The sequence below is a fragment of the Mesorhizobium sp. L103C105A0 genome, assembly GCF_000502215.1.
Classification (GTDB): Bacteria; Pseudomonadota; Alphaproteobacteria; order Rhizobiales; family Rhizobiaceae; genus Mesorhizobium.
In genome coordinates this window covers 849,277-874,351 of the sequence record NZ_AYXF01000001.1, presented here as the reverse complement: position 1 = coordinate 874,351, position 25,075 = coordinate 849,277, and the positions used below count along the sequence as shown (strand labels likewise).

Genomic DNA, 25,075 nt, shown 5'->3' with positions numbered 1-25,075 from the left:
TTCCTGGCCTATGGAGGAGGAAACCGGATTAGAAGGCAGGCGCATCCTACCTGGCGTAGGCCTTGTCGCTCATGCCGCCTTACCCAGTGCTTCGCGAGCAATACGAGCTATCGCTGCGTCTTCGTCATCCTTGTAGACGGGTACGGTCGCAAGGCGGTTGCTTGCTCTGCGGCGAAGGTCGTTCGAGATCGCATGATCGTCTTCCAATAGAGCTACTACCGACAAGTCCTGCTTCACCTCATGCAGAGCAGCAAAGTGAAGGAAGATCGCGTCGTTCACTCGCGAAGGACTATTCCCGAAAAATATTGCGACGGGCGGGCGGCCGCTGACCTCCAAAACCATGTCAGGAGTCACCTCTGAAAGACGAGAACTGACCGCCTCATTTTCTCTGACTATGGCACGGTCTCCCACGATTGCCTTTATTCTTTCCGCCGCATCTTCCTTGAATGAGGAAGCGATCTTCTCTTGTGTGAGCAGGAGAAAATCGTTCATGCGGATCATGACGCCGACAAACTCCAGCGCCCTAGCCGGCAGTTCCCTCTCTGGAAATGCCACGGTCTTGATCGTTCCGTCTGTCTGATCGAAATGAGCGTCCACTGAGGACAGTAGGCTTTCCAGCCCGCGACGGCGGGTATCGGTCTCAAAATCGACGCCGGCCGCTTCTAACTGCTGAATCGTAGCGCCGTCGTCTTCAAGCCTGAAAGCGCCGCCCTCTGTTTTCGTTACATAAAATGACACGCGGTCGCCGTCATCGCGCCTGAATGCCGTAGATACAGCAAGGCCAGCAGGCACCTCAGTGACCGTTATATCATTGCAGAACGCTTGGCAGAGTTCGGTCTTCATACCATTCCTTCCGCCCTATCGATCTTGAAGATTGATATTGCGCAATTAAAGGCGGTCTGAGCAGAAAGAGGCTGCTTTAGATGCCTAAATTCTGTTCGGCGATGGAACGAACCCGCCTTTGGCAAGCGAACGCCGCCGAATCGATTGTGAGCGGAATTGATGCCGGCCAAATCGCTACAACGGGCATGGCAATGCCACCCTGGTTCGCTGGCGTGATACTCATAGTCACAAATGACAAGGGTTTCGCCGCCCTTCGTCACGCCTAGGGTAGCACGAAAAATCCGCTTCGATTCGTTGAACAGCAGAAGAACGCGACAATCTTGACCAGCCGCTTGAAAGAAAAGGATTCGCCACTGATAAAGCGGCCCATATTTATACGCCTTGGCCTTCGCGCGGCGTGACGGCCACTTGGAGCGTGGTATCTCACCTCGTTTCCAATCCCCCGTATCAACGGCGGATTTCTCCGCCGCGATGATCCCCCTCAGATTCATGCGATCCTCATAGCGCAAAATCGCTAAGGAATCACCTATACATCGTCAGTATACAACTAGGCGGTACTCATCAGCCGCCTCCGTCACCCAGTCGCCGGCTCTATCAACGACACCCCGTTCAACCCCGCAACAATATCCGATAGCGCCGGCACGAACTTCTCGCCATGACCCGTCGTGACGGCCATCGCAAACCCATTGCGCACCGCCGCGCTGATCGGGTTGGCGATGCCGGCGGCCTGGGCGAAGGAGGCGAGGTAGGTCATGTCCTTCAGCGCATTGGCGATGGCGAAGCGCTGGGCGTTTTCGTTGCGGTTGAGGACGAAATCGAAGAAGGCCTGGTAGAAGCCGCAATCCATGCGGCTGCCGGAGATGACACTGTTGAAGACCTGCGGCGTCAGGCCGGCCTTGGCGCCGAGGCTCAGCGCTTCCGAATAGATCGCGGAATAGCCCATCGAGATGAAATTGTTGAGCAGCTTCATGGTGTGGCCGCTGCCGGTCGGGCCGGTGTGGACGACACGCGCGGCGAAGGCCTCGAGCACCGGCCGGGCGCGGGCGACGATTTCGGCCGCACCGCCGACCATGACGTCGAGCTTGCCCTCGGTGGCTTCCTTGGGCGTGCGCGCCAGCGGCGCGTCGATCAGCGTCATGCCCTGCTCCGCGAGGTCGGCGGCAAGCGCTGTCGTCGATGACGGGTTGGAGGTCGAGCAGTCGATGATCAGCAACGGCTTAGCTGCCGCAGCAAGGCCATCCTGGCCTTTGACCAGCGCTTCGACCTCGTGCGAGCCGGTGACGCACAGGATGACGATGTCGCTCGCGGTGGCGAGCGCGCGCGGGCTTGGCGCTTCGGTGGCGCCGGCGGCGATCAGCCGGTCGGCGGCGGTGCGGCTGCGGTGGACATGCACCGTCAGCGGCCAGCCCTTGCGCAGCAGATTGTCGGCCATGCCGGCGCCCATGCTGCCCAGGCCGATGAAACCGATGCGTTCTTTCATGCAATCCTCCTATGGCCCGTGCCAACGGGCCGAACTTTCGTCACCTTGCGGCGGGCACCCGTCGATGCAATTCTTTGAATAAGATTCGGCCTTCGAACAAGAATCGAACCGGAGTGCCACCGATGGCGGACCCCATGACTTTCGACGCCATTCCGCAGGCGCCCAACCTGCGGACGGGTCTGGTCAACACGCTGATTGCGCAGATCGAATCCGGTGACCTTGCACCGGGGCAGCGGCTGCCGACCGAGCAGGAGATTGTTGCTGCCACAGGCGTCAGCCGCACCGTGGTGCGCGAGGCGCTGGCGGCGCTGCGTGCGCGCGGGCTGATTACCACGCGCCAGGGGCTCGGCGCCTTCGTCGCCAAGGATCCGCCGCCGAAGACGTTTTCCGTGCTGCCCGACGATCTCGAATCGATCGACGAGGTGCTGCGCGTGCTCGAACTGCGCATGGGCATCGAGGTGGAGGCGACCGGTCTCGCCGCCGAACGCCGCAGCGAGGCGGCGCTTCAACAGATGAGCGCTCGGCTCGACGCGCTGGAGGCGGCGGTGCGCGCCGGCGGCTCCGGCTCGGAAGAGGATTTCGGCTTCCACCGCGCCATTCTGGCGGCGACGCAGAACCCGAATTTCACCCGGCTGTTCGACACGTTCGGCAGCGCCATGGTCCCGCGCCATTGGACGCGGCTCGACCGCATGACGGAGGCCGAGCGGGAAAAATATCTCGACCGCATGCAGCGCGAGCATCGCGCCATTCTCGGGGCAATCGAAGCCAGGGACGTCAATGCCGCGCGGCGCGCCATGCGCAGCCATCTGACCAAAAGCTATGCCCGCTTCGAGGATCTGCGCAACAAGGCTGTTCACGATTAGGGGGCCAACCACGGTTGACGGACTGCTCATCCGGCGACCCCGCGGAGATAGAGTTCGCGCATCAGCGACATGTTCCTCCCGGCTCCAACTGTTGCAGTCTTACCCGGTTGTCATACAACCCTGTAATCTGGTAAATCCAGGGAAGAGGGATGTCAATCACGTTGCCATGCGGTATGAGGCTCCCTGAAAAATCGCAATCATGGAGCCGGCATTGCCGGCGAGGCCGCAAGTCAGGAACAGCGAGATGCATTCACGGAAATTTGGCCGTTCCGGCAGATCAGTCAGCGAGATCGGCTTCGGCGCCTGGGCAATCGGCGCCGCCTGGGGCGAGGTCAATGACGACGATGCAGTCGCCGCCCTGCATGCTGGGCTCGATGCCGGCGTCAGCTTCCTCGACACCGCCGACGTCTATGGCGACGGCCGTTCGGAAAAGCTGATCGCACGGGTGATGAAGGAACGCGGCGGCGCGCGCCCGTTCATCGCCACCAAGGCCGGACGGCGGCTGCCGAAGCAGAGCGTCGAAGGCTACAGCGTCGAGAACCTCAACAGCTGGATCGACCGCAGCCTGACATACCTCGAGACCGACACGCTCGACCTGGTGCAGCTGCATTGCCCCTCGACGGATCTCTACTATCATCCGGAGGTGTTCGAGCGTCTCGACAAGCTCACCGAGCAGGGCAAGATCCGCAACTACGGCGTCAGCGTCGAGCGTGTCGAAGAGGCGCTGAAGGCGATGCAATATCCCGGTGTCGTCAGCGTGCAGATCATCTTCAACGCCTTTCGCCAGCGCCCGGCCGAGCTGTTCTTCGACCAGGCGAAAAAGAACGATGTCGCCGTCATCGCCCGCGTGCCGCTGGCCAGCGGCCTGTTGTCCGGCAAGTTCAGGGCGGACACCAAGTTCGAGACCACCGACCATCGCCTGTTCAACAGGAATGGCGAAGCCTTCGATGTCGGCGAGACGTTTTCGGGCGTGCCCTATGAGGTCGGGCTGGCGGCGGTCGAGAAGGTGCGGCCGCTGGTGTCAGGCGACACCACGATGGCGAAATTCGCTCTGCGCTGGATCCTGATGTTCGACGCGGTGACGGTCGTCATCCCCGGCGCCCGCAATCCGGCGCAGGCGGTTTCCAATGCGGAAGCGGCGGAGCTCGCGCCGTTGTCCTCCGAGTTGATGGCCAAGGTGAGGGCGGTCTACGACGAGAACATCAAGCCCTACGTGCATCAGCGCTGGTAACCCGGCGCCTGCCGGCCTCGACCGGCTGACCGACCAGAGGTCAGCCGGGCGCAATTGCGCTCGTCGTTACAAGCTGTGCAGCGGCTCCTGTGATCCACCGGTCATTTAACCGACCGCGCCGCTTGTTATTGTGCAGTGCAGCAACGATATTGCTGCGTGTGCGTTGTGTGCACGAGTCTGCCCATTCCGGCGCGCAAGGATACCGATTTGCGAGACATATCCGATACGATCGCCCGGCTGAGCGCGATGCGCGGCCGGCCAGCCGGTACAGGACAGAGCAAGGACGACCACCTGTCCGAGATGACAGGGTTCGGGTCCAATCCGGGCGCCTTGCGCGCGCGGTTTTATCGTCCTGAAAACCTGCCGAAGCAGGCGGCGCTGGTCGTGGTGCTGCATGGCTGTACCCAGACTGCGGCCGCGTACGATCATGGCTCCGGCTGGACCGAACTTGCTGCCGATCAGGGTTTTGCCGTGCTTTTTCCCGAGCAGCAGCGCGCCAACAACGCCAACCTTTGCTTCAACTGGTTCGTGCCAGGCGATATAAGCCGCGACAGCGGCGAGGCGCTGTCCATCCGCCAGATGATCGAGGCGGCCGTGGTCACTCACGGTCTCGACCGCAAGCGGATATTCGTCACCGGCCTTTCCGCCGGCGGCGCCATGGCGGCGGTGATGTTGGCGACCTACCCGGACGTGTTTGCCGGTGGCGCGATCATTGCCGGGCTTGCCTATGGCAGCGCCTCGACCATCCCCGAAGCCTTCGACCGCATGCGTGGCCATGGCGGCCCGTCCAGAACCGACCTGCAGCGTCTGTTGCGGGAGGCTTCGCCGCACAAGGGGCCGTGGCCGAGGATTTCGATCTGGCAGGGCTCGGCCGACACGACCGTGGTGCCTTCCAATGCCGGCGCGGTGCTGGCGCAATGGCAGGGCGTGCACGGCCTCGCTCAAGCGCCGACACGCACGGAAAAGGTCGACGGTCAGAGCCGCAAAGTCTGGTCCGATGGCAAAGGCCGCGACGTGGTCGAGGCATACAGCATTGCCGGCATGGGCCATGGCACGCCATTGCAGGCGAGCGGCGACAATGCTCTCGGCAAAGCAGGGCCGTTCATGCTGGATGCCGGGATTTCCTCGACGCGCCACATCGCCCGTTTCTGGGGGCTGACGAAGCCAGAGGTACGACGCACGGCGAAAGCCGAGGCCGCTTCAGGCACTGCATTGCAGCCTTTCTCGCCAAAGGAAAAACCGCGAGCTGTCCGTGTCGATCCGGCCCCGGAGCCTGTCAATCCGCCAGGCGGTCCGGCGGGCGGGATTACCAAGGTCATCGAGGACGCGCTGCGGGCAGCGGGATTGATGCGCTGAGGCTGAGGCTCGCCCCGCACACGCCCAAAATACAAGGGCAAGCGCCAGCATCATTATCGCAGCAGGCCTTCGTCCTCGAACGCATCCCAGCCCTTCAATCCGGGCGGCGGGCCGTCCGTGTTCCGGGCCTTCCTCGCAGTGCGTGCCTGCCCGGTGCCTTTTCCCGCGCGCGTCAACGCGGCCTTGCCCGCGCCGCGCCGCCTGTTCTCGGCGACCGCCTGGACATCCTGCTCTCTCCAGACTGTTGCCAAATCGCGATCCAGGACGTCCTCGATGTGGCGCGGGTCGAAAACGTGGAAGGTGACAGACTTTGATCGCCCACGCATCTTGACGGTGCGTGTGCCGGTGCTTTGCAGCCGACCGTCCTTGCGCCATTTGTGGCGCTCGCGCGAAGAGATCGTAAGGATATCCTCGACCTCGCGTGGAAGCACAGGCAGCGCTTCCACTCCCTCCAGTGTTTTGGAGATACTGGCAGAGGCGGCCTTGAACGCTTCCGCTTCGGATCTCGACATTCGCAATGCGATGCGGCCCGTCTCGGCCTTGACGTGCTTCCTGACTGCCCATGGCAGCCGGGCTCTGACTTCACGTTCGATCCCCTTGGAGCGCACGGCGGACCCGAGTGTCGCTGACGGCGACAACGGCCATTCGGCAATCAGTTGCGGGGAGGGGCTCATGCCTTCCTGGGGCTGGGTTCGTTGGTTCGACGTTAACACGGCGAGAGCCGGTCAAGCCAAGGCAACAGCGAAAAGGGGCAGGTCCGATGAGAACCCGCCCCTTATGGCCGAATCTGAACGTCGCTTGCAGTGCGCCGACAGCACCTTCGGCCCCGCCGCCGTACGGCGACGGGGCTCGATGATCAGAGTGGGCTGGCGTTGCGCGTTCTGTCGCGCTCGGCCTCGATGTCGGTGTAGGGGTCGGCATTGGCATCGAAGCCGGTCCAGCCACCGGCTTCATAGGCGCGTCGGCGGTCTTGCAGATCGACCGAGTTGGACTCGCCAAGAATACGCTCGGCCTCATCGGCGAGTTCGTCACTGACCCTGGCGGTCACCATCGTGCCACCGCGGCGAACGCCCTCCGCATAGACATGCGCATCCCTTTCGGGGACGCCTGACTCGGTCAGCGCCCCGACGATGCCGCCGGCAGCGCCACCGACGACCGCGCCGCCAACGGCGCCGACCGCGGTGGCGGCCAGCCATCCTGCGGCCACGACCGGACCGACGCCCGGAATGGCCATGATGCCGAGCCCTGTCAGAAGCCCGCCGGCGCCGCCAATGACGGCTCCGAGACCGGCGCCGCCGGCTGCATCCTCGGCGGCGTTGGAGGTGTCGCCATCGTCGTACCAGTCATCCGAATTGTTGGCGACGATGCTGATGTCGGCCTGCGGCACGCCGATTGCCTCCAGTTCGCCGACGGCATCGGAGGCATCATCGTAGTTGTCGAAAAGTCCGGTTACGGTTTTCATGGGTCTTGATCTCCTCGGTCTGGTTCAGAGGTTCAGTTGGCGCCGGCAACGACGTTGCCCTGATAATCGAGCGCCACGGTCGTGGTCTTGCCATCCTTGGTGGCCTGACCGCGCCAGATGCCCTGGTCGTCTTTGGTCAGCTTGGACACGCCGGAGAAGCCGGCATCCTGAATGCGGCTCTTCGCCTGATCCTCGGTGAAGCTGTTGGCACCCGGGACCGGGGCGGCCGGATTGGTGGTGTCGGTCGTGCTCACGGCCGGGGTGGTGGAGCTGGTGGTCGACGATGCATTGTCGGCGGAAGCGATCTTCTCGGCCATTTCCTGATGCATTTTGAGCGTCGGCAAGGTCTCGGAGGCGAAGGTCTTCAACTGCGCGTTGTCGCCGTCCTTGGCGTAGCTCTCGAACAGCGTGACCGCCTCCGAATGCGCATCGCGCTGCATCTGGACATAGGGCTTGTCGACGGCATCGTTGGCATTCTGCAGAGCCTCCAGATCGGCCTTGTGCTTGGCGTCCAGCTCCGTCGGCACTTTCAGCTTCTGTTCGCCGGCGATGGTCGCAAGCTTGGCGTTGGCGGCGCCGTGATCGTCGATCATCTTCTTGGCGAAATCCTTGACGCCTTGATCCTGGGCCTTGCCTTCTGCGATCTTGCTGGAGTCCACTTCGAACAGGCCGCCGATGGCAGCCTTGTCGACAAAGTCCTGAGCACTGTCGGCGGCGAAGGCGGGCAGGGCGAAGACCATGGCTGTGGCGGTGGCCAGCGAAGCTAGAAGAACACGTGTTTTCATGGACAGAAATCCTCGTTGGGGCACACATCGTGCTGTGAGCCTAACCAGTGCGGCCAAGCTTTGTTCCGCCGCCCAAGCGTTATAACAGGGAGGGTCGATGCCGCGATGATGGTCCCTCATCCTCGGCTTCTGCGCCTTTGCAATGTCGACGCGTGGCGCGGACGGCGACCTGCTCGATGGGCGCCTTGCAAGTCCATCGCAAAGGGAAACGAGGCCTTCGCCGCCCGCAATGAATAGCGCCCGCGGTGGCCTATCGAGGTTCAGCGATCGTTGCGTTCGAGGCGGCGCGCAACCTCTGTCTGGGCGACCTGCAGCAGCGTATCTATTTCGAACATCGCCGCCGCATGGCCGCCGTCGCGGATGACACGGCGGGCGCGGTGGAGCAGGTCGGAGACCGTCCGCAGCGTTTCAGCATGGCTCGACCGATTCGACAAATGCGTGCCCTCCATCAACCACAACCGTTGGATCGGGAGAGTGTTCCCAAAGTTGGCGGCCGGCCGGGCGAATGACTGTGAGCGCAGGCAGCGGAACCATCCTTGTCCGTTGGCCGTTCCCCCTGCCTCAACGAAAGGAACAGCCATGGCCGACAACGACACCCCGAAGGACACCGCGAAGGACACCCCCAAGGACACCCCGAAGATGTCCGCCCGAGAGGCCCAGGAGGCCCTGGAGAAGCAGGTCGCATCGCTGAAGCGCGAGATCAGCAAGATCAACCGGACGCTTGCCGACCGCGCAGAAGATGCCGTCGGCGAAGCCGGCGGCTGGTACGGCAGCGCGACCGAGCGCGCGGCACGGGCAACGCAGCAGCTGAGATCGCAGGCGCAGACGGTGTCCGAAGCCGTCCAGCAAAATCCCGGCACCATCAGCAGCGCTTTCGTGCTTGGCGGCATTGCCGGGTTGTTGATCGGCATGCTGCTCGGGCAAAGCCAGGAACGCGACCGAAGCTGGTTCTAGTGGCGTATCTTATGACTATTGCGCCCGCCGGCTTTGCTGGCGGGCTTTGTATGGACGCCAGATCACTGTGGCTTTGAGTGAAAAACTCCCCGCTCGGGTAAACGGGATTTGTGGTCGGCGCCGCCCGCGCGGCGCCGCCCGCGCGGCGCCCTCGACAGGTGAGTTGAGTTTCCCTGCCGCGGTCGTATGTTGTTGACCGCAGTGGAGGATCACAAATGCCCATTCGACGCAAAGCCACCGAGGCCGGCGTTTTGCAGCCATCCGAACTCGAGCTGTTGGGCCGTGTATTCGAGCAGCTTAAGCGCGACGGTCAGTCGCCCGAAGCACGCGACGCCATCGCATCCCGGATTATCGCGAACTATATGGCCGGCGTGGTCGACGAAGCCGAGCTCGTCAGTCTTTCGAGGCAACCGCTGGGCCGGTAGTGCGCTTTCCATTCCGGGTTCAGAAGAGTTTCAGGTCGTCAAATCAGAGGGATAAGGCAATGCCGGCTGACCCACCGATAGAGCGACGGTCACATATCCGTGATCTTGTTCTGAAGGAAGCGACAATCCGCGTTGGCGACGCCAGTATCAATTGTCTGGTTTGCAACCAGCACGCTCACGGTGCGGAGCTGCGGGTGAAGGCCGATATCGCAATCCCCGACCGTTTCGTCCTTCACGTGCCTGTCGATCATACCAGCTATCGCGCCGTGGTGCGGTGGAGACGGAACGAGCGACTTGGGGTGCAGCTTGATTCGGGAAGGCAGGCGTAGAGGGCGATAGCCGGGACGGATGCAGGGTTGATGGGACAAGGCAGAGCTCGTTTGCGGCACGAACGCTTCCTTCCATGCTGCTTGCGATTTGCAATCAGTTGCTATAGTGTCTGACTGCTTGCAAATTACAAGCGGTTAATCCGTGAACCGACCATGTGAAGGCGCTGCTTTTGGGCAAACTTATCTTGGGAATGAACGTTTCCATCGATGGCTATGTCGATGACCTTGCCGGAAATCTGGTCATGGGCGCACCAAGCCAGAAGCACTTCGAGTACTGGATCGAGACGATTCGCAACCATGCCGGCGCTGTGTATGGCCGCCGGATGTACGAGGTCATGCGCTATTGGGACGATGATCACGCGGAATGGGATGCTTCGCTTCGCCAGTTCGCGACACTCTGGCGCAAGCTGCCCAAATGGGTCGTTTCGCGCACACTTTCACGGGTCGGCCCGAACGCCACCCTCATCTCCGGCGATATTGAAGCGCAGATTCGCGAGATCGCGGCCCGCACGGAGGGTATCCTGAGCGTTTCCGGTCCGGAACTGGCCGGTCTTATGACCGGGCTGGGCCTGATTGAGGAATATCACCTGCACGTGAGGCCGTTCGTGCTCGGCAAGGGCAAGCCTTTCTTCCACGAGGCAAGGCCTCCGCTGCAACTGGTGTCGAGCACATTGATCGATGACGATACGGTTCATATGATCTATGTGCCGCGAGGCTGAACGATAAGGCGCTTCAGCGCCAACATGCGAACCAACACGTACGTTCGCAGTGGGTCTGGTCCCTGCCTTCGCACCGAGGTCTCACATGTCAGCTTGCGTGCTGGGTACCCAAGCAGCAGAGGGTCTGCTGTCGGCCGAAAATCTGCCGGTCAGCAATGCGCCCCATGCCGGTCAAAGAGGCCTTGCCGCCGTTCCTCGCCCGAAGCGCCGCTTCGGTTGGTCCTTCAGTGACCTGGCGGCCCAAGGGCGTCGTCCTCCACCGCCCGACCTCGTCCGCAACTCATCGTTGCCGCCAGCGGCTCTGCTCCTGGCCTTCCCGCGATGACCGAGCGGGTAGTGAAACATCATGGTCAAGCCTGAAAAGCAAGGTCCAACCTAGCCGCCTTTCCAGGCCTGCGTCATCATCGTCCAGCAGTTCAGGATCCTGCGTGCGCCAGCCGGGTCCGTCGGGTCGGCCGGCCGCACAGTTTTTTTCATCCCGCTGGAACATTGGCGAAGGAATGCAGTTGGGGTCGCTGCAGATGCCGCCGCGTGGTGCCTGTGGGCGATTGGTGGCAACACCTGATCGGCCGCCGCTCCTTTACGAGGCGGCTTAGCGTGTGAGCCAATCCTGCAGCAAAGGCCTTGGGATTGGAACGACCAACAGGAGGCAGTCATGAAGCACCAGACACTCGATCAACTCCAGTCAGTCGCGGACATCAGTCCACTATCGCCGGCTCTGCTGGCTACAAGGACGCAACGGATAGAGCGGTGGGCGGAACTGCTCTATCGAAATCCGACGCGCTCCCTTGTGGCTCTCACCGGGACTGAGCATCTGCATCCCTCTGTCCGCGGAGAAGCGCGCGCGGTCGGATCGGCGATCAGTGTCGCCTTTGACGATCCACTGCTGCGTGCATCGGGCATGCAATCGGATACCTACGGGGAAGCCAGACGCTTCTTCGAACTCTCCGATTGGCAGTTGCATGAGATCGTCTGCAGTTGCCACACCGGCGCCACCATGCAGGCTGGCTGGGCCGCCGGACGTGTCCGCAGGGTCCTCAATGGGAGCAAGATATTGGCTTGGCTGAGAAAAGGATTCATGCCGCACTGAGACACAGCGCTTGCGCCTGAAGAAGCATGCAGGCTCCAGCAGAGATTGCGTCGGCTCCGCGAAGGCATGGCTGACCTCAATGGAGTAGGGCGGCCGAGTTGCTTGCGACTTCAGAAATGACGTTCACCATTGCTTAGTGGACCTCGTCAGGGTGATCGGCAATTTCGTGAATAGCGAGTACCAGCGCCAGTTTCGACCAACCGGTCGGCAGCGCCCTCGTGACCAAGCGGGGTTACTTATCCTCGGTGCGTCACATGTGCGCTTCGTCAGCGGTATAGCCTGCCAATCCCTCCACAGCCGTTTTGACGCTGCGAAAAGCTCGAGGCGTGAGGGGGCAATTTAACCCAGGAATCCCGAAAACGGCACTTCCGCTTTCGGCCCCGAAATTGAAATTCGAGGCCCGCCCCATCACCCCGGAAAAATCGTAAACCCGCCATCCACCCGCAGCACCTGCCCGTTGATAAACCGCGCCCGCGGGCCAGCCAGAAACGCCACCGCCTCGGCGATCTCCTCCGGCTCGGCATAGCGGTTCAGCGACTTCTTGCTGGAATCCATGCGCTCCGGATCGACCACGCGGGTCGCCTGGAAGCGTGCCGTCTTGGTGGCGCCGGGGCTGACCGCGTTGATGCGCACGCCGTCGTCGATCAGTTCCTTGGCGAGACAGCGCGTGTAATGCACGACCGCGGCCTTCAAGGTGGAGTAAACGACCTCGGGCGAGCAGCCGAGATGTGCCGCCGCGGAGGCGATGTTGATGACGGAGCCGCCGCCGCGCTGCTTCATCGGCGGCACGAAGGCCTGGCAGACCAGCATCGTGCCGATCAGATTGTTCTCGGTGAGCACGCGGATGTCGTCGAGTTCGATGTCGAGGGCGTTGTTCGGGTTCGGCTTGCCGCCCCTGGCGCCGATGTCGCCGCCGGCACAATTGACCAGCACATGGACGTCGCCGAGATCGGCCTCGATCTTGCGCTTCATCGCGGCCACCGCCTTCTGGTCGCCAATGTTGCCGGTCACCGACGTCACCTTCGTGCCGTGCCGCTTCAGGCGCTCGACCACTTCGCTCAGATTGGCGAACTCGCCATATTTGGCCGGCGCTTCCTCGTCCATGTCGTGAATCGCGACATTGGCGCCGAGTTCGGCCAGGCGCTCGGCCATCACGCGGCCGAGGCCGCGGCCGGAGCCGGTTACGAAGGCGGTCAATCCATCGAGTTCACGTGCCGTCATCGGATATTCTCCATCAAACCAAATTTGCGCATGTTGGCGGCGCTGCGCCGGATCATGTCGAGCTCATAGGAAACCAGTGAGACGTCGGCTTCGCGCTCCCAAGGCGTGCGGTAGTCGGCATCGTCGGGCAGCCGGTTGCGCTGCGCGGCCGCCAGGCAGGCGGCAAATTCGCGTGCCGTCTTCGGGGGATAGCCGCGCCACCAGTCGTCGCTGAGATAGCGGACATGCCGCGCCTCCAATGCGCCCGGTTCGAGGACGGCGGTCAGGCGATCATGGTGCTGGGCAAGAATTGCAAACAGCTCGGCGAACGGCACAGCACCGTCACCGATGGCGCAGCGGATTAGCCGGTAACCTTCGGTCGTGAACTGCACGCGGTAATCCTTGAGGTGGACATGGCGGACATGGGGGGCGATCGCGCGCGTGAAATCGAGCGGCGCTTCGCCGACCGGGAACGTGTTGCCGGTGTCGAAGGTGACGCCCACACTGTCACCACCGAGGGCGCAGAAATCGACGAGTTCCCGGCTGGTAAAGTCCTGGTGGTTTTCGATCGCAAGGACATACCCGTCGGCATTCGCGCGGGGACCCCACTCCACCAATCGCCCCCGAATGATGCCGGCGTACTCGCTCCATTTTTCGCCGGCGGCGTTGCGGTCGCCGCAGAGAATGGGCGTCAGCGCCGTGCGGATGATTTTGGCCTTGAGCAGGCGCGCGGCCCGAAAGGCATCGTCGAGCGGTTCGCCCACCAGCAGGCCGCCGCTGACGACCGGCGTGATGCCAAGGCCGGCGAGCCGTTCGCGTAGCGCGATCACCGCGTCGTCGGAAAGCTCGCTCAGCCATGGCACCCAGATCTCCAGCACGCGCGCGCCGAGTTCGGTCGCCAGCGCGATGAAACCTTCGAGCCCCGCAGGCCTAGGATTGGCGCGTGGCGTGCCGCGACCCTGCAGGCCGAGATGATAGGTCAGGCCGTAGGGGTTCAGGCCGACCTCGAGCATGAAACGATCCTTTGAGTCAGGTGGGGTCATCGCAGGCCGGCGTCCACGGTGATCGACTGCTTGGTGATCATGCGGCTGTCGTCGGCGGCGAGGAACAGTACCGTGCGCGCGATCTCCTCGCCGAGCAGAATCTTGCGGATCACCTGGCGCTGCACGACCTGATCGACCGAACCTTGGGTCTTGTACCAAAGCTCCCGCTGCCGGTCGGTGATGACGGCGCCCGGCTCGATGGCGTTGACGCGGATGTTGTCGGGGCCAAACGCCCGCGCCAGCGCGAAGGTCAGCCCGACCACCGCAGCCTTGGCCGCCGCATAGGGGGCCATCTCTGATGCGCCGAAACGCCAGGCGATCGAGGAAAAATTGACGATCGAACCAAAGCCCAATTCCTGCATGTGCGGATGCACGGCCTGGGCGGCAAAGAAATGGTGCCTGAGGTTCACATCCTGGGCGTGGTCCCAGTATTCCTGCGTCACGTCGGCGACCGAGAGGCGATTGTCGTCGGCGGCGTTGTTGACCAGCACTGCGACAGGCCCGAGGCGGTCGCGCACCGTGCCGATCGCGGCCTGGAGGGCGGGGATATCGGTCACATCGCAGCGCAGGAACAGGGGCGCGTGCGCTGCCGCGGCGGCGAGTTCCCGCGCGAGCGCCTCGCCGGCCTCCTGCTGCAGATCAAGAAACGCCACTCGTGCGCCATTGGCGGCGAAGGCGCGGACCGTGTCGGCGCCGATGCCCGACGCACCGCCGGTGATCAGCACGACGCGCTCGGACAGGCTCGGATAGGTGGCGAAGGACAAGGCGGAACTCTTTTCAAATCAAGCTTTGGTCAGATCGGGTCAGATCAGGCGTTGGGTCGTCGGGTCGAACAGGCACGCACGCGCCATGTCGATGCCGAGCGTCACCGTCTCACCCATAAGCGGCGTGCCGTCGGGGTCGAAACGACCGGTGATCTCCTTGCCGCCCAGGCGCAGGACGGCCATGGTCTCCGCGCCTGTCGGCTCGACCAACTCGACCACGGCATCGATCTGCGCGATGCCCGGCTTGCGGCGCGCAAGATCGGGATCGAAGCGGTAGATGTGCTCGGGACGGATGCCGAGCACGAGCTGTTGCGGCGTGTCGGATGGGAGCGCCTGGACGATCGGCAGGCTGGCCGTCTTGCCGTCGGCGGTCTGCAGGACAACAGTGCGGCGACCGCCTTCCTGGCTCAGTTCGGCGGCCAAAAAATTCATCGCCGGCGACCCCATGAAGCCGGCGACGAACATGTTGGCCGGACGGTTGTAGATCGTGGCGGGATCGTCGAATTGCTGGACCTCGCCCTGATGCATCACGGCGATGCGCGACGCCAGCGTCATCGCCTCGACCTGGTCGTGGGTGACGTAGACGGTGGTCTTGCCGACGCGGTGATGCAGCTTCTTGATTTCGGTGCGCATGTCGACGCGCAGCTTGGCATCGAGATTGGAGAGCGGCTCGTCGAACAGGAACAGTTTGGGATCGCGCACCAGCGCCCGGCCCATGGCGACGCGCTGGCGCTGGCCGCCCGAAAGCTGTCCGGGCTTGCGCCCTAGCAGCGGTTCGATCTGCAGGAAGGCGGCAACCCGCTTGACGGCCTCGTCCTGCTGCGGCTTCGGGACGCGGCGGCTTTCCATGCCGAAGGTGATGTTCTCGCGCACCGTCATCGTCGGGTACAGGGCATAGGACTGGAACACCATGGCGATGTCGCGGTCCTTCGGCGCCACCGAATTGACCAGCCGCCCGTCGATGCGGATCTCGCCGGAGGTAACGGATTCGAGCCCGGCGATCATCGCCAGCAGAGTGGACTTGCCGCAGCCGGACGGTCCGACCAGCGCGATGAACTCGCCGTTCCGCGCTTCGAGATCGATGCCCTTCAGCACCTCGACCGCGCCGAAGTTCTTGCGCAGCGATCGGATGATCAATGTCGACATGCAATGCCCTTCACTTGATCGCGCCTCATTTGATGGCACCTTGCGTCAGGCCGCGCACAAAATACTTGCCGCCGAAGAGATAGATCAGCAGCGGCGGCAGCGCGCCGATCAGCACGGCGGCGCTCATGACATCGTAGGCGCGCACATTGGTGCCGCTTGCCGTCAGCGCGACGAGCGCTGCCGTGATCGGCTGTTGCTGCCCGGAGGTGAAGACGACGCCGAACAGATATTCGTTCCAGATGCCGGTGAACTGCCAGATCACCGTGACGATCAGGATCGGTGAGGAGAGCGGCAGAATGATCTTGCGGAAGATGCGCCAGAAGCCGGCGCCGTCGATGCGCGCCGCCTTGATCAGGTCGTCGGGGATGCTGACGTAGTAGTTGCGGCAAAACAAAGTGGTGAACGAAATGCCCTGGATGACGTGGATGAGGACGAGCCCGTAGACCGAATTGCTAAGGCCGAGATTGCCGAGGATGAACGCCCACGGCATCAATGAAATCTGGCCCGGAATGAAGACGCCGAGCAGCATGCAGGTGAACAAAGCTTCCGAACCTCTGAAGCGCCATTTCGACAGGATGTAACCGTTCATCGCGCCGACCGCCGTCGAGATGATCGTGGCCGGGATCGTCATCTTCAGGGAGTTGTAGAAGTTGCGCTGCATGCCCTCGCAGGTGCCGCCGATGCAATAGGTGCTCCAGGCCTGGCCCCAGGCATCGAGGCGGAAGCTGCGCGGCAGCGAGATCAACCCGTTGCGTGCGATCTCCTGCTGGTCGCGGAATGAATTCAGCACCACGACCAGCAACGGGACCAGGTAGATCGCCGCGAAGACGACCAGCAGCCCATAGATGGCGAAGCGGGTGAGAAAATGCCGGCGCGACGCGACTGCGGCAGCGCGACGGTCGAGCGACTGGTCCAGGGAGACGTCAGCCACGGCCGGCTTCCTTGCGCCGGCGCCAGACCACCCAGAATGAATAGGGCACCAGCACCACGGCAACAGCGGCAAGCATCATGATGGCGGCGGCCGCACCTTCGCCGATCTGGCCGCGTTGGAACATCAGGTCATAGACGTAGATGGCGGGGAAGGTGGTCGAGATCCCCGGGCCGCCTTTGGTCAGGGCCGCCACGAGGTCGAAGGTCTTGATGGCGAACTGGATCTGGATGACGGCGACCGCCAGGAAGATCGGCGCAATGGTTGGCAGAAGCACCTTGCGATAGATGCGGAACGTCGATGCGCCGTCGATCTGCGCGGCCTTGACGAGGTCCTGATCCACCGAGCGCAGGCCGGCCAGGAACAGCGCCATGGCAAAGCCCGAGGCCTGCCAGACACCGGTGATGATCACCGCGTAGATCGCATAGTGCCGGTCGCTGGCGAGTGCGAAACTGAAGCTCGCCCAGCCGAAACCGCGCACCATGGCCTGGATGCCGTCGGTCGGATTGTAGAGCCAGCTCCAGACCGTGCCGGTGACGATGAAGGAGACGGCCAGCGGATAGAGAAAGATCGTGCGCCAGGCCGCTTCGCCGCGCACGCGCTGGTCGATCAGGATCGCCAGCAGCAGTCCCACCGCCACCGAGCCGACGATGTAGAAAGCGCTGAAGAAAAACAGGTTGTTGTAGGCGATGTTCCAGCGCCGGTTCGCCCACAGCGACGCGTAGTTCTCCAGGCCGACGAAGCCGTAGGTCGGCAGCAGCGAGGAGTTGGACAGGGAGATATAGAGCGTCCAGCCGGTGAACACGAAGACGTAGACGAAGCTCGCCACAAGCGAGGGGCCGAGCACCAGCAAGGGCATCGCGGAGCCCAGCCGCTCGCGCAAGGGGCGGGCGGGCGTCGGTACCGACAGGATCAGGTCGTGATTTGACATTCAGAGCACAGCATTGGCAGAGCACGGGACTGAAAGGGAGGACGGCCGGGCGGATAGGCATCGCGCCCGGCCATTCCCGTCTATTTCTGTGCTTCCGCCGCGTCGGCCATCGCATTGGCGCCATCCTCCGGCGACATGTCCGGCGTCGCCACGAACTCGGTAACGGAGTCCATGATCGCGCCGCGCATCTTCTGCGGGATGGTCATGTTGTGCGCCATCGAGCGGACCAGCGTGCCGTCCTTGATCGAAGCCTGCAGATCATTCTGCGAGAGCTGCTGGCACGGATTGAAGCCCTTCGACAGATCGATATCCAGGCGCGCGGGGATCGAGCCCTTGGCCTGGTTGAAGACCGTCTGGAAGTCGGGCGACAGGATCAGGCTGGCCAGCAGCTTCTGGCCGTCGATGAAATCCTGGTCCTTCTGCTTGAAGAACACGACCGAGTCCGAGTTGAGGATGAAGCCGGGTTTGCCCCAATCGGTCGGCGCCTGGGCGCAGACATAGTCGGTGCCTTCCTTGAAGCCAGCGGCGGTCAAAAGGCCGATCGTCCAGTCGCCCATGATGTGGAACGCCGCGTCGCCCTTGCCGACGAGCGCCGACATCGAATCCCAGTCGCGGCCGACCATGCCCGGATCCATGTACCTGCTCGTCATCAGGCGCATCTGCGTGAAGGCCTTGACCATCCCCGGGCTGCGCATGGACTCGACATCGCCTTCGACGAAGGCCTTGCGGTAGAGATCGATGTCCTGGCCGTAGAGCACGACCTCGAACACCGTCGAATCCGTCCAGTCGGCGGTCGAATGCGAGATGCAGATCTTGCCTGTGGCGACGATCTTGTCGCAGGCGGCATTGAACTCGGCCCAGGTCTTCGGCATTTCCGCCACGCCGGCCGCCTGCATGACCTTGGGCGAGGCCCAGAGCCAGTTGATGCGGTGGATGTTCATGGGCGCGGCGACCCATTTGCCGGTCGGCTTCATCACCGGAAGCAATTCCGGCGCCACCACTTTCTCCCACCCTTCCGAGGCCGCCAACTCGTCGAGATCGGCGGTCATGCCGGTCTCGTTCCATTCGGCGATCTCAGGGCCTTTGAGCTGCACGGCAGGCGGGGCGTTGCCGGCGATCACGTCGGCGCGCAGCTTGGCCAGCGTATTGGCGGTGTGGCCGGCAATCGAGGTCTGTTCCCATTTGCCGCCCTTGGCGGTGAACATCTCGCCGAGCTTGGCGATCGCCTGGGCGTCCGATCCGGTCGCCCATTGGTGCAAAAGGTTGGTCTTGGGCTCGGCGAAGGCTGTTCCGGCGAAAAATGTGCACGCAGCAGCGGCCGCAAACGCGGTCATGACGGACTTCATCGTTTCACTCCCATATCGTGTTGCACGGTTCGTCTCGACCGCTTATGGCCGCGGTTTGAAGCCGCCGCCGGCGAGATGCGTCAATCTCGAGTTCTTTCCAAGATGACATATTGGAGCTATCAGTCAACGATGTTTATGTTGAGCCATGACAAAACCTTCGCTTAGAACCTGGCTGATCGACAGACCCTCCGCGTCGCCGGAGAGCATGATCGTGCGCTGCCTGAGCGAGCGCGGCGCACTCTCGGCGTTGCAGATCGCACGCGCCACCGGTCTGGCGCGCTCGACGGTGTCAACCGCGCTTAACGGCTTGAAAAAGTCTGGAATGGTGATCGAAGCCCCGACCAGCCGCGACGGCATCAGAGGCATCGGCAGGCCAGCCGCGGCGGTGACGCTCAATCCGACAGCGGGCACCTGCGTCGGCATTCACCTGGCTCTTCAGCAGATACGGCTCATCGTCGCCGATGTCTCGCATTCCGTCATTGCCGAACAAAATATTCCAATGGCGCTGGACTACCAGCCGCAACAGGCGGCCCAGGCGGTCAAATCGGCGATTGCCCAATCCTACAGGGAAAATGGTCTGCCGATGGCGGGGCTCCTGGGGGTTGGTGTCTCCGTCTCCGGCCCTGTCAGCCGCGATGGAGTGGTGCTGCGCGCAAGCATGGTTCCAACATGGGCCGGCGTCAACATACGAGATGTGTTCGGACCCGTCCTGGAACAGCCGATCTTCGCCGACAATGAGAGCAACTGCGCGGCCATTGCCGAGCTGATGTGGGGTGCGGCCGTCGGCCAGGACGATTTCGTGCTGTTCAAGATCGATCTGGGTGTCGGCGGCGCCATTGTCCAGCATGGCCGGCTGGTGACGGGCGTCGCCGGCGGCGCCGGCGAATTCGGGCACATCAGCATCGATCCCGGCGGCGACCTTTGCCGCTGCGGCAATCGCGGATGCCTGGAGCTCTACGCGAGTTTTACCCGGCCGCTGGAACAGATTTCGCGTGTCGTTGGGCGGCAAGTCACCATGGACGATGTCATCGCCATGGCCGAGCAGGGCGACGTCAGGGCGTTGCGGATGATCGAGGATACCGCCGAGATCGCCGGCCGGGGTCTCGGCCTGATCGGCTCGGTGCTCAATCCGCCGCTTATCATCATCGGCGGCCACATGGCTTTGGCAGGGGACATTCTGTTGACGCCGCTGATCGCGTCCTATGAACGCCATACGCTGATCAAGTCCCGCGATATCGCTCCCGCCCTGCGCACGCGCATCATCGTTGGCAAGCACACCGAGAACGATGCCTTGCTGGGCGCGGTCGGCCTCGTTTTGAGACACCAGACGAAGGAACTGTCGCTGGGGTGATCGTCAGGACCTGCCTGTGCTTGTTCAAGTCAATTGCACGTGTCGGCAGCCTTGAGCGCTTCGGCGCGGGACGATTTGGGCAAATCCGCGATCCGCCGGACAGAAGCGTAAAACCTTGGATAGTTGCCCGAACACAGGTCGAACAAGCGAAGAAAGGCCGGAACCTGTTCACCGTAGACAGAAGTTGCCGCGAGCTTGGCGTTGTTTATCGGGGCAGCGAACCAGGCGTCGTATCCCCGGTATCCCGCCCAGTGCCTGTCGCGCATCTGCCGGTAGCGCGCCCGCATCCTCTCGATCGCGGCTTTCTTTGCAGTCGCCATCTTTTCCGGGGTGCGGGGACTACCATAGACCTGCCTTAGCTCGTCGCGCGTCTTCGCCACCAGTCCAAGAAAATCGGCGCTGCGCTTGCGATCGGCTTCGTAGCGGCGCAATCCGGCCCGGTCGCCGGCGGCGCGGAGCCATTTCCTGACGCCGCTGGTTTCGACGGCAACGGCGAACGCCTCGTTGAATGCGGAATCGCCATCCACATAGAGGCGCTGATGCGCCAGCTCATGAAAAACAAGGCTGGCGAGATAGGTGTCGTCCTGACGCAGCATGGTGCTCAGTAGCGGGTCACTCGACCAGCCAAGCGTGGAATAGGCGGTGACGCCCGAGACATAGACGTCCAGCCCCTGTCTTTGAAGTTCGACTGCGTTCTCAGTCGCGGATTTCCGGGAGAAATAACCCCGGTATGGAACGCAGCCGAAGACCGGAAAGCACCATGTTCGTGGCGCAAGCGAGAATTGCGGCGCGGCAAAAACGGCCCAGGTCACGGCATCGCGATGGATGTCGACATAGCTGCGGTAGCTGTTGTTTTCGGGCAGTGCCAGCTCATCTGTCCCAAACCGTCTTATGGCGCTGGCCGACGTCAATTTGGCGCGCAATGCTTCAGGCGTCGAAGGATCACGGATGAGTTTTGCAATATTTTTGCGGGCGGCCATGATCTGCGCGTGACCCTGCAACGACTGCGCGTAGTAGGAAATGCTCGTGCAGCCGGTCGCCCCGGACGCGATGATCGCCGCGGCAAGCATCCGAAGAACGCGCTTCACTGTTTGCCCACCCTTGCCCATCTCCCCATGCAGCAAACGTCCTGGTCACCCTCAAACAGGAGGCACCGGTTTCCGTCAAGAGCTGCAGGGGTAGGGGGCGACACCGACCTGGGCAGGGCGATGCGGCCATTCGCCTACGATTGACGAAAGTCCGCCGCAGGGCGGAGCGAGCGAGATACGGACCGTCCGTCGAGGCGCGGTTCCCCCAAGCTGCCGCGCGCTACTGGTCCGAAAACCTCACGCTCACGCCGCGCTGGCGAAAATAAGCCTGCATCAACTTACGGCCCGAGCGGTTGTTCTGCGCCAATTTTGCCGGATCGAACACCGCCTGTTTTGCGCCCTCTCGTGTCAGCGCTGCCTTGAGCGTCGCGATATGGGCGTCGATGTCGGCATTGTCCGCCCGCAGCGAGGCATAGATACTTTCGGTCGCTTCGGCCACAGTCGGTTCGCTCACAGATGTCGTCCTTTGGTTAGTTGGGCGGCGGCTTTACCACAGATTTGCGGCTCCGACGATATCGACTGAACCGTCAGAGCACAGCGCCCAGGGCGCAAAACCGCAAAACGTATGTATTCGGCCCTGCTAAACATTGCCCGGCAGGCGAATGGGTCTAACTATCGTTACGAAACGGGGGGAATCAGGTGGCTGCCAATCGTCGAAACGAGATCTCATCGTCCGAGCGAGGGCTAGGACGGATTCTTGCGGCAGGCAATGCCCATCCGCGCACAGCTCTGCCTACCGTGGCAACCATCGTCACGACAGTAGCTGCGCTGTATTTCGGTCGTGAGGTGTTCCTTCCCATTGCCATCGCGCTGCTTTTGACCTTTGCGCTGGTGCCGATGGTCTCCGCACTGAAGCGTGTCGGCTTGCCTCGGCTGCCCGCAGTGCTTCTGAGCGTGATTGGCGCATTCGCGGCCCTGGGCCTGTTCAGCTTCATTGTTGCGACCCAGGTAAGCGAGCTTGCTCAGAACATTTCCGTCTACCAGACAAACATTCTGACCAAGGTGCGTTCCCTCAAGGAGACGGGCGTTGGTGGCGGCATAATTGCCAGGCTGAGTGGGGTGATCGAGCGCGTCGGTCAGGAGATCGACAAGCAGGATGTGGCGCCGCCTGCGGCCGACAAGCCCCGGCGCGAGCCTGTTCCCGTCGAGATCGTCGCCCGCGAGAGACCTCTGGAGGTATTGCAGAACATCATCGGACCGTTGATCAGCCCGCTGGCATCAGCTGGCCTGATCATCATCGTCGTCATCTTCATGTTGCTTGAGCGCGAGGATCTGCGCGACCGGTTTATCCGCCTCGTCGGCTATGGCGACCTCCATCGCACAACGCAGGCATTGCAGGATGCCGGCAAACGGGTTGGCCGCTATCTGATCATGCAATTGGTGGTGAACATCGTCTACGCCATACCAATCGCAATTGGCCTTTGGGTGCTCGGCATTCCCAACGCGCTGCTGTGGGGGTTGCTGGCACTGGCGCTGCGCTTCGTTCCCTATATCGGCCCTGTTATCGGCATGCTGCTGCCCTTGTTTCTGGCCTTGGCGGTTGCGCCCGGCTGGTCGCTGGTGCTGTGGACCGCCGCACTGTTTGTCGTCATGGAATTGGTAACCGGCAACGTCATCGAACCGTGGCTCTATGGCTCGCGCACGGGACTTTCTCCTTTGGCAATCATCGTTGCGGCAATTTTCTGGACATGGTTGTGGGGGCCGCTCGGCCTGGTCCTTTCGACGCCGCTGACAGTTTGCCTCGTCGTCCTCGGGCGACATGTTCCGCAGTTCGAATTTCTCGACGTCCTGTTTGGCAACGAGCCCGTCCTTGAAGCTCATGCCCGGCTCTATCAACGGCTCCTGGCCGGCGATCCCGACGAGGCAACTGACCATGCCGAGGAGATCCTCGAGGAGAAGTACCTGATCGATTTCTACGACACGGTCGCCATTCCTGCTCTCCTGTTGGGCGAGCAGGACCGCATGCGAGGCGTGATGGGCGATCAACAGCGAAGGCAGGTGGCGGCGAGCGCCCAAATTCTTGTGGCAAATCTTGCCGACGATGCACAGGAAGAGGCAAGCGAGGAAGATGCGCCGACAACCACCGCCGAAGGGACCGCGAGCAAGGAAACAGATGGCATCGAAGAGGAAGAGATCGAACTGCCCGACGGCAAGGACATGTCGGTGCTTTGTGCCGGCGGTCGCGGTGAACTCGACGATGCCGCTGCCGCCATGCTCGCTCAGGTGCTGGAGGTGCAAGGTGCTACGGTGGCGAAGGCCAGTTTTGCCGATATGGAGCCGGCAGGTATTCGTCGTCTCGAACTAGAGGCGATCGACACCGTCGTGGTCGGTTTCCTGAACCGGGATTCGCTCAAGCATGCCCGCTTTCTGGTCCGCAGACTGAAGCGCGCCAAGGCAGGTTTGAGAATTGGGATTGTGTTCTGGTCAGACGCGGAGCAGGGCGATGTCGGGCAAGAAAGGCAAGCTTTGGCCGCCGACATCAGCGCCGATTTCGTAGCCCACGGCATGGTCAACGCTGTGCTTGGCGCACTTTCTCCAGCGCCGGCCGTTCCCCTCAAAGTCGTTTCGAAACGCCGCGATCGACGGCGTCCGGCCCCTCGAAAACGGATCCCGGCCCAGGCAACGGCCGCAACAGCCTAGCAGCACCGCCATGTCTCAGATTGCCGCGCCGGCGCTGGAATCTCTGGTGCGACGGCAAGATCGTCCCCACTCGCAAGCCATGGAACAATCTCGCGGCCTTGCGGTTCCTAACATCGAAGGAGAACCCCCATGCTTAGATTCCTTATCCGCCTCGGCGCGATCTACGCGGCGTTCCAGATCGGCCGAGAGTTCGGCCGCAAGGAGACCGAAATCATGCTCCTGCCGCCGCCCGTTGACTACGAGCGGCACCCCACGTCAAGAAACGAAACCGATTTCGGAGAGGCATAGGACCGCTCAATCTGTCTGGTCGATTTGGCCCATGCTGGCGCCGTCCCTGCGCGGGGCGCATTATCCTGCGAACGAACCGGCCTCTTGGCTGTGCCAGGATGGATCCGGGTAATGCAAATTGAGCCGCTATCTCCGCCGCTCAAACGCGGCATAACGAGGTTGACCGTGCGTCGAGGAATGAGTCTCTCGCAGATCTTGGCGTTGAGCCGATGGAGAAGGCATGACCAGCACGGGCAAGGCACGACCCTAAGAAAGTGGAAGGGAAGAAGCACTGGTGCTGTCAATTGCCAGGGGGACCGGCATCACCGAGGATCAAGCGCGCGATCTTGTTCGCCTGATCGGCACCGGCCGCAATTCGCTGTTTCCGTGAGGCGCGGCAGCTGCTCCGGCAGCGCCTGAGCTACTTTAGACCGAAGGTGCTCAGAGCACGGCTATCCCGTCGCCTTATGTTGCCCGGCGGTCATCGCTTTGAGAGCCCGGACCACCTCTGCAGGTCCGGCGGGTTTCATCACTCTTACGCCAGACGAGAACGCTTCGGGGGTTTCCTCGAGCCCCAAGCCGGAATAGACGATGAAAGGAACCGCCCGCCCTGCCAAGGTTTTTGCCGCGTCAACAGCCTCGCCGTCCGACAGCCTGACGTCCAGGATCGCTGCGGCGGGGGTATGGTCCGCAAGAAAACGTTTCGCCTGGGAACATGTCGCCGCCAATGCCACGGCAAAGCCCGCCTCCGAAAGAGTGGACTCCATATCCAGTGCTATCAAGGCTTCGTCGTCGACGACAAGGACCAAGGGTTTGCCCATGCGCGGATGATCG

The 25,075-nt window shown here is 62.5% G+C and carries 28 protein-coding genes; 11 read left to right on the top strand and 17 right to left on the bottom strand.

Going from position 1 to position 25,075, the window contains the following annotated elements:
- Positions 1-69: 69 nt before the first annotated feature.
- From X727_RS160415 to X727_RS160420, 3 genes are all read right to left on the bottom strand, one after another.
- Entirely contained in the window at positions 70-843 is a 774-nt protein-coding gene (locus X727_RS160415; protein WP_023804645.1) for a DUF1828 domain-containing protein, read from the bottom strand.
- A complete protein-coding gene (locus X727_RS1000000167745) occupies positions 840-1,334 on the bottom strand; it encodes a hypothetical protein (protein ID WP_023831723.1) in 495 nt (164 codons plus the stop codon). The genes X727_RS160415 and X727_RS1000000167745 overlap by 4 nt, the downstream gene beginning before the upstream one ends.
- A gap of 83 nt (positions 1,335-1,417) precedes the next feature.
- Positions 1,418-2,323: an NAD(P)-dependent oxidoreductase gene (locus tag X727_RS160420; protein WP_023814663.1), complete on the bottom strand. Its 906-nt coding sequence runs from the start codon at positions 2,321-2,323 to the stop codon at positions 1,418-1,420.
- A gap of 122 nt (positions 2,324-2,445) precedes the next feature.
- On the opposite strand from X727_RS160420, the gene X727_RS160425 reads away from it, so the two are divergent.
- The 3 genes from X727_RS160425 to X727_RS160435 all read left to right on the top strand — a co-directional run bounded on the left by X727_RS160425 (position 2,446) and on the right by X727_RS160435 (position 5,773).
- Positions 2,446-3,186 (top strand): FadR/GntR family transcriptional regulator, encoded by a 741-nt coding sequence (locus X727_RS160425; RefSeq protein ID WP_023833646.1) that lies wholly within the window; start codon positions 2,446-2,448, stop codon positions 3,184-3,186.
- A 244-nt stretch (positions 3,187-3,430) separates the two neighbouring features.
- Complete coding sequence (locus tag X727_RS160430; RefSeq protein WP_023833645.1) at positions 3,431-4,417, top strand: aldo/keto reductase; 987 nt, start codon at positions 3,431-3,433, stop codon at positions 4,415-4,417.
- Positions 4,418-4,624: 207 nt separating this feature from the next.
- A complete protein-coding gene (locus tag X727_RS160435; RefSeq protein WP_023833644.1) occupies positions 4,625-5,773 on the top strand; it encodes a PHB depolymerase family esterase in 1,149 nt (382 codons plus the stop codon).
- A 53-nt stretch (positions 5,774-5,826) separates the two neighbouring features.
- On the opposite strand, the gene X727_RS160440 is transcribed toward X727_RS160435, so the two are convergent.
- From X727_RS160440 to X727_RS160455, 4 genes are all read right to left on the bottom strand, one after another.
- Entirely contained in the window at positions 5,827-6,447 is a 621-nt protein-coding gene (locus X727_RS160440; RefSeq protein ID WP_031203899.1) for a hypothetical protein, read from the bottom strand.
- Between the two features lie 182 nt (positions 6,448-6,629).
- Positions 6,630-7,235, bottom strand: coding sequence for a hypothetical protein (locus tag X727_RS160445; RefSeq protein ID WP_023704148.1), 606 nt, complete (start codon positions 7,233-7,235; stop codon positions 6,630-6,632).
- A 32-nt stretch (positions 7,236-7,267) separates the two neighbouring features.
- Positions 7,268-8,020, bottom strand: coding sequence for a DUF4142 domain-containing protein (locus tag X727_RS160450; protein WP_023833642.1), 753 nt, complete (start codon positions 8,018-8,020; stop codon positions 7,268-7,270).
- A 260-nt stretch (positions 8,021-8,280) separates the two neighbouring features.
- The gene (locus tag X727_RS160455) at positions 8,281-8,454 is read right to left on the bottom strand and encodes a hypothetical protein (protein WP_155923304.1); all 174 of its coding nucleotides are present in this window, start codon (positions 8,452-8,454) and stop codon (positions 8,281-8,283) included.
- Between the two features lie 145 nt (positions 8,455-8,599).
- Between X727_RS160455 and X727_RS160460 the strand changes: the two genes are divergently transcribed.
- The 5 genes from X727_RS160460 to X727_RS160475 all read left to right on the top strand — a co-directional run bounded on the left by X727_RS160460 (position 8,600) and on the right by X727_RS160475 (position 11,537).
- Complete coding sequence (locus X727_RS160460) at positions 8,600-8,974, top strand: hypothetical protein (protein WP_023833641.1); 375 nt, start codon at positions 8,600-8,602, stop codon at positions 8,972-8,974.
- A 215-nt stretch (positions 8,975-9,189) separates the two neighbouring features.
- On the top strand, positions 9,190-9,399 hold the full coding sequence (locus tag X727_RS160465; RefSeq protein WP_023671091.1) for a hypothetical protein: 210 nt from the start codon (positions 9,190-9,192) through the stop codon (positions 9,397-9,399).
- Between the two features lie 59 nt (positions 9,400-9,458).
- Positions 9,459-9,728, top strand: coding sequence for a PilZ domain-containing protein (locus tag X727_RS1000000168865; protein ID WP_023726509.1), 270 nt, complete (start codon positions 9,459-9,461; stop codon positions 9,726-9,728).
- Between the two features lie 170 nt (positions 9,729-9,898).
- Positions 9,899-10,447 carry a dihydrofolate reductase family protein gene (locus X727_RS160470; RefSeq protein WP_023744134.1) on the top strand — a complete coding sequence of 183 codons (549 nt, stop codon included), beginning with the start codon at positions 9,899-9,901 and terminating at the stop codon, positions 10,445-10,447.
- A gap of 655 nt (positions 10,448-11,102) precedes the next feature.
- A complete protein-coding gene (locus X727_RS160475; protein WP_023671095.1) occupies positions 11,103-11,537 on the top strand; it encodes a hypothetical protein in 435 nt (144 codons plus the stop codon).
- A 408-nt stretch (positions 11,538-11,945) separates the two neighbouring features.
- Here X727_RS160475 and X727_RS160480 read toward each other — a convergent pair whose 3' ends face one another.
- The 7 genes from X727_RS160480 to X727_RS160510 all read right to left on the bottom strand — a co-directional run bounded on the left by X727_RS160480 (position 11,946) and on the right by X727_RS160510 (position 18,895).
- Positions 11,946-12,758 carry an SDR family oxidoreductase gene (locus X727_RS160480; protein ID WP_023744135.1) on the bottom strand — a complete coding sequence of 271 codons (813 nt, stop codon included), beginning with the start codon at positions 12,756-12,758 and terminating at the stop codon, positions 11,946-11,948.
- Complete coding sequence (locus X727_RS160485) at positions 12,755-13,750, bottom strand: sugar phosphate isomerase/epimerase (RefSeq protein ID WP_023744136.1); 996 nt, start codon at positions 13,748-13,750, stop codon at positions 12,755-12,757. Before X727_RS160485 ends, X727_RS160480 begins: the two co-directional genes overlap by 4 nt.
- 26 nt (positions 13,751-13,776) lie before the next feature.
- Complete coding sequence (locus X727_RS160490) at positions 13,777-14,544, bottom strand: SDR family oxidoreductase (protein ID WP_023744137.1); 768 nt, start codon at positions 14,542-14,544, stop codon at positions 13,777-13,779.
- A 39-nt stretch (positions 14,545-14,583) separates the two neighbouring features.
- Positions 14,584-15,690 (bottom strand): sn-glycerol-3-phosphate ABC transporter ATP-binding protein UgpC, encoded by a 1,107-nt coding sequence (gene ugpC / locus X727_RS160495; protein ID WP_023744138.1) that lies wholly within the window; start codon positions 15,688-15,690, stop codon positions 14,584-14,586.
- A gap of 25 nt (positions 15,691-15,715) precedes the next feature.
- Positions 15,716-16,621 carry a carbohydrate ABC transporter permease gene (locus X727_RS160500; protein WP_023671100.1) on the bottom strand — a complete coding sequence of 302 codons (906 nt, stop codon included), beginning with the start codon at positions 16,619-16,621 and terminating at the stop codon, positions 15,716-15,718.
- Positions 16,614-17,549 (bottom strand): sugar ABC transporter permease, encoded by a 936-nt coding sequence (locus X727_RS160505; RefSeq protein WP_023833640.1) that lies wholly within the window; start codon positions 17,547-17,549, stop codon positions 16,614-16,616. The genes X727_RS160500 and X727_RS160505 overlap by 8 nt, the downstream gene beginning before the upstream one ends.
- 80 nt (positions 17,550-17,629) lie before the next feature.
- The gene (locus tag X727_RS160510) at positions 17,630-18,895 is read right to left on the bottom strand and encodes an ABC transporter substrate-binding protein (RefSeq protein WP_023833639.1); all 1,266 of its coding nucleotides are present in this window, start codon (positions 18,893-18,895) and stop codon (positions 17,630-17,632) included.
- 145 nt (positions 18,896-19,040) lie between these two features.
- Here X727_RS160510 and X727_RS160515 point away from each other — a divergent pair, with 145 nt between their 5' ends.
- On the top strand, positions 19,041-20,246 hold the full coding sequence (locus X727_RS160515; RefSeq protein WP_023683166.1) for an ROK family transcriptional regulator: 1,206 nt from the start codon (positions 19,041-19,043) through the stop codon (positions 20,244-20,246).
- A 29-nt stretch (positions 20,247-20,275) separates the two neighbouring features.
- On the opposite strand, the gene X727_RS160520 is transcribed toward X727_RS160515, so the two are convergent.
- The gene (locus tag X727_RS160520) at positions 20,276-21,355 is read right to left on the bottom strand and encodes an aminopeptidase (protein WP_050591264.1); all 1,080 of its coding nucleotides are present in this window, start codon (positions 21,353-21,355) and stop codon (positions 20,276-20,278) included.
- A 199-nt stretch (positions 21,356-21,554) separates the two neighbouring features.
- Positions 21,555-21,788, bottom strand: a complete 234-nt coding sequence (locus X727_RS160525; protein ID WP_023671105.1) for a hypothetical protein — start codon at positions 21,786-21,788, stop codon at positions 21,555-21,557.
- 185 nt (positions 21,789-21,973) lie between these two features.
- Between X727_RS160525 and X727_RS160530 the strand changes: the two genes are divergently transcribed.
- Complete coding sequence (locus tag X727_RS160530; protein ID WP_023833638.1) at positions 21,974-23,974, top strand: AI-2E family transporter; 2,001 nt, start codon at positions 21,974-21,976, stop codon at positions 23,972-23,974.
- A 129-nt stretch (positions 23,975-24,103) separates the two neighbouring features.
- Positions 24,104-24,262 (top strand): hypothetical protein, encoded by a 159-nt coding sequence (locus X727_RS1000000167735; protein ID WP_023744144.1) that lies wholly within the window; start codon positions 24,104-24,106, stop codon positions 24,260-24,262.
- Between the two features lie 431 nt (positions 24,263-24,693).
- On the opposite strand, the gene X727_RS160535 is transcribed toward X727_RS1000000167735, so the two are convergent.
- Entirely contained in the window at positions 24,694-25,062 is a 369-nt protein-coding gene (locus tag X727_RS160535) for a response regulator (RefSeq protein WP_023747091.1), read from the bottom strand.
- Between the last annotated feature and the right edge of the window lie 13 nt (positions 25,063-25,075).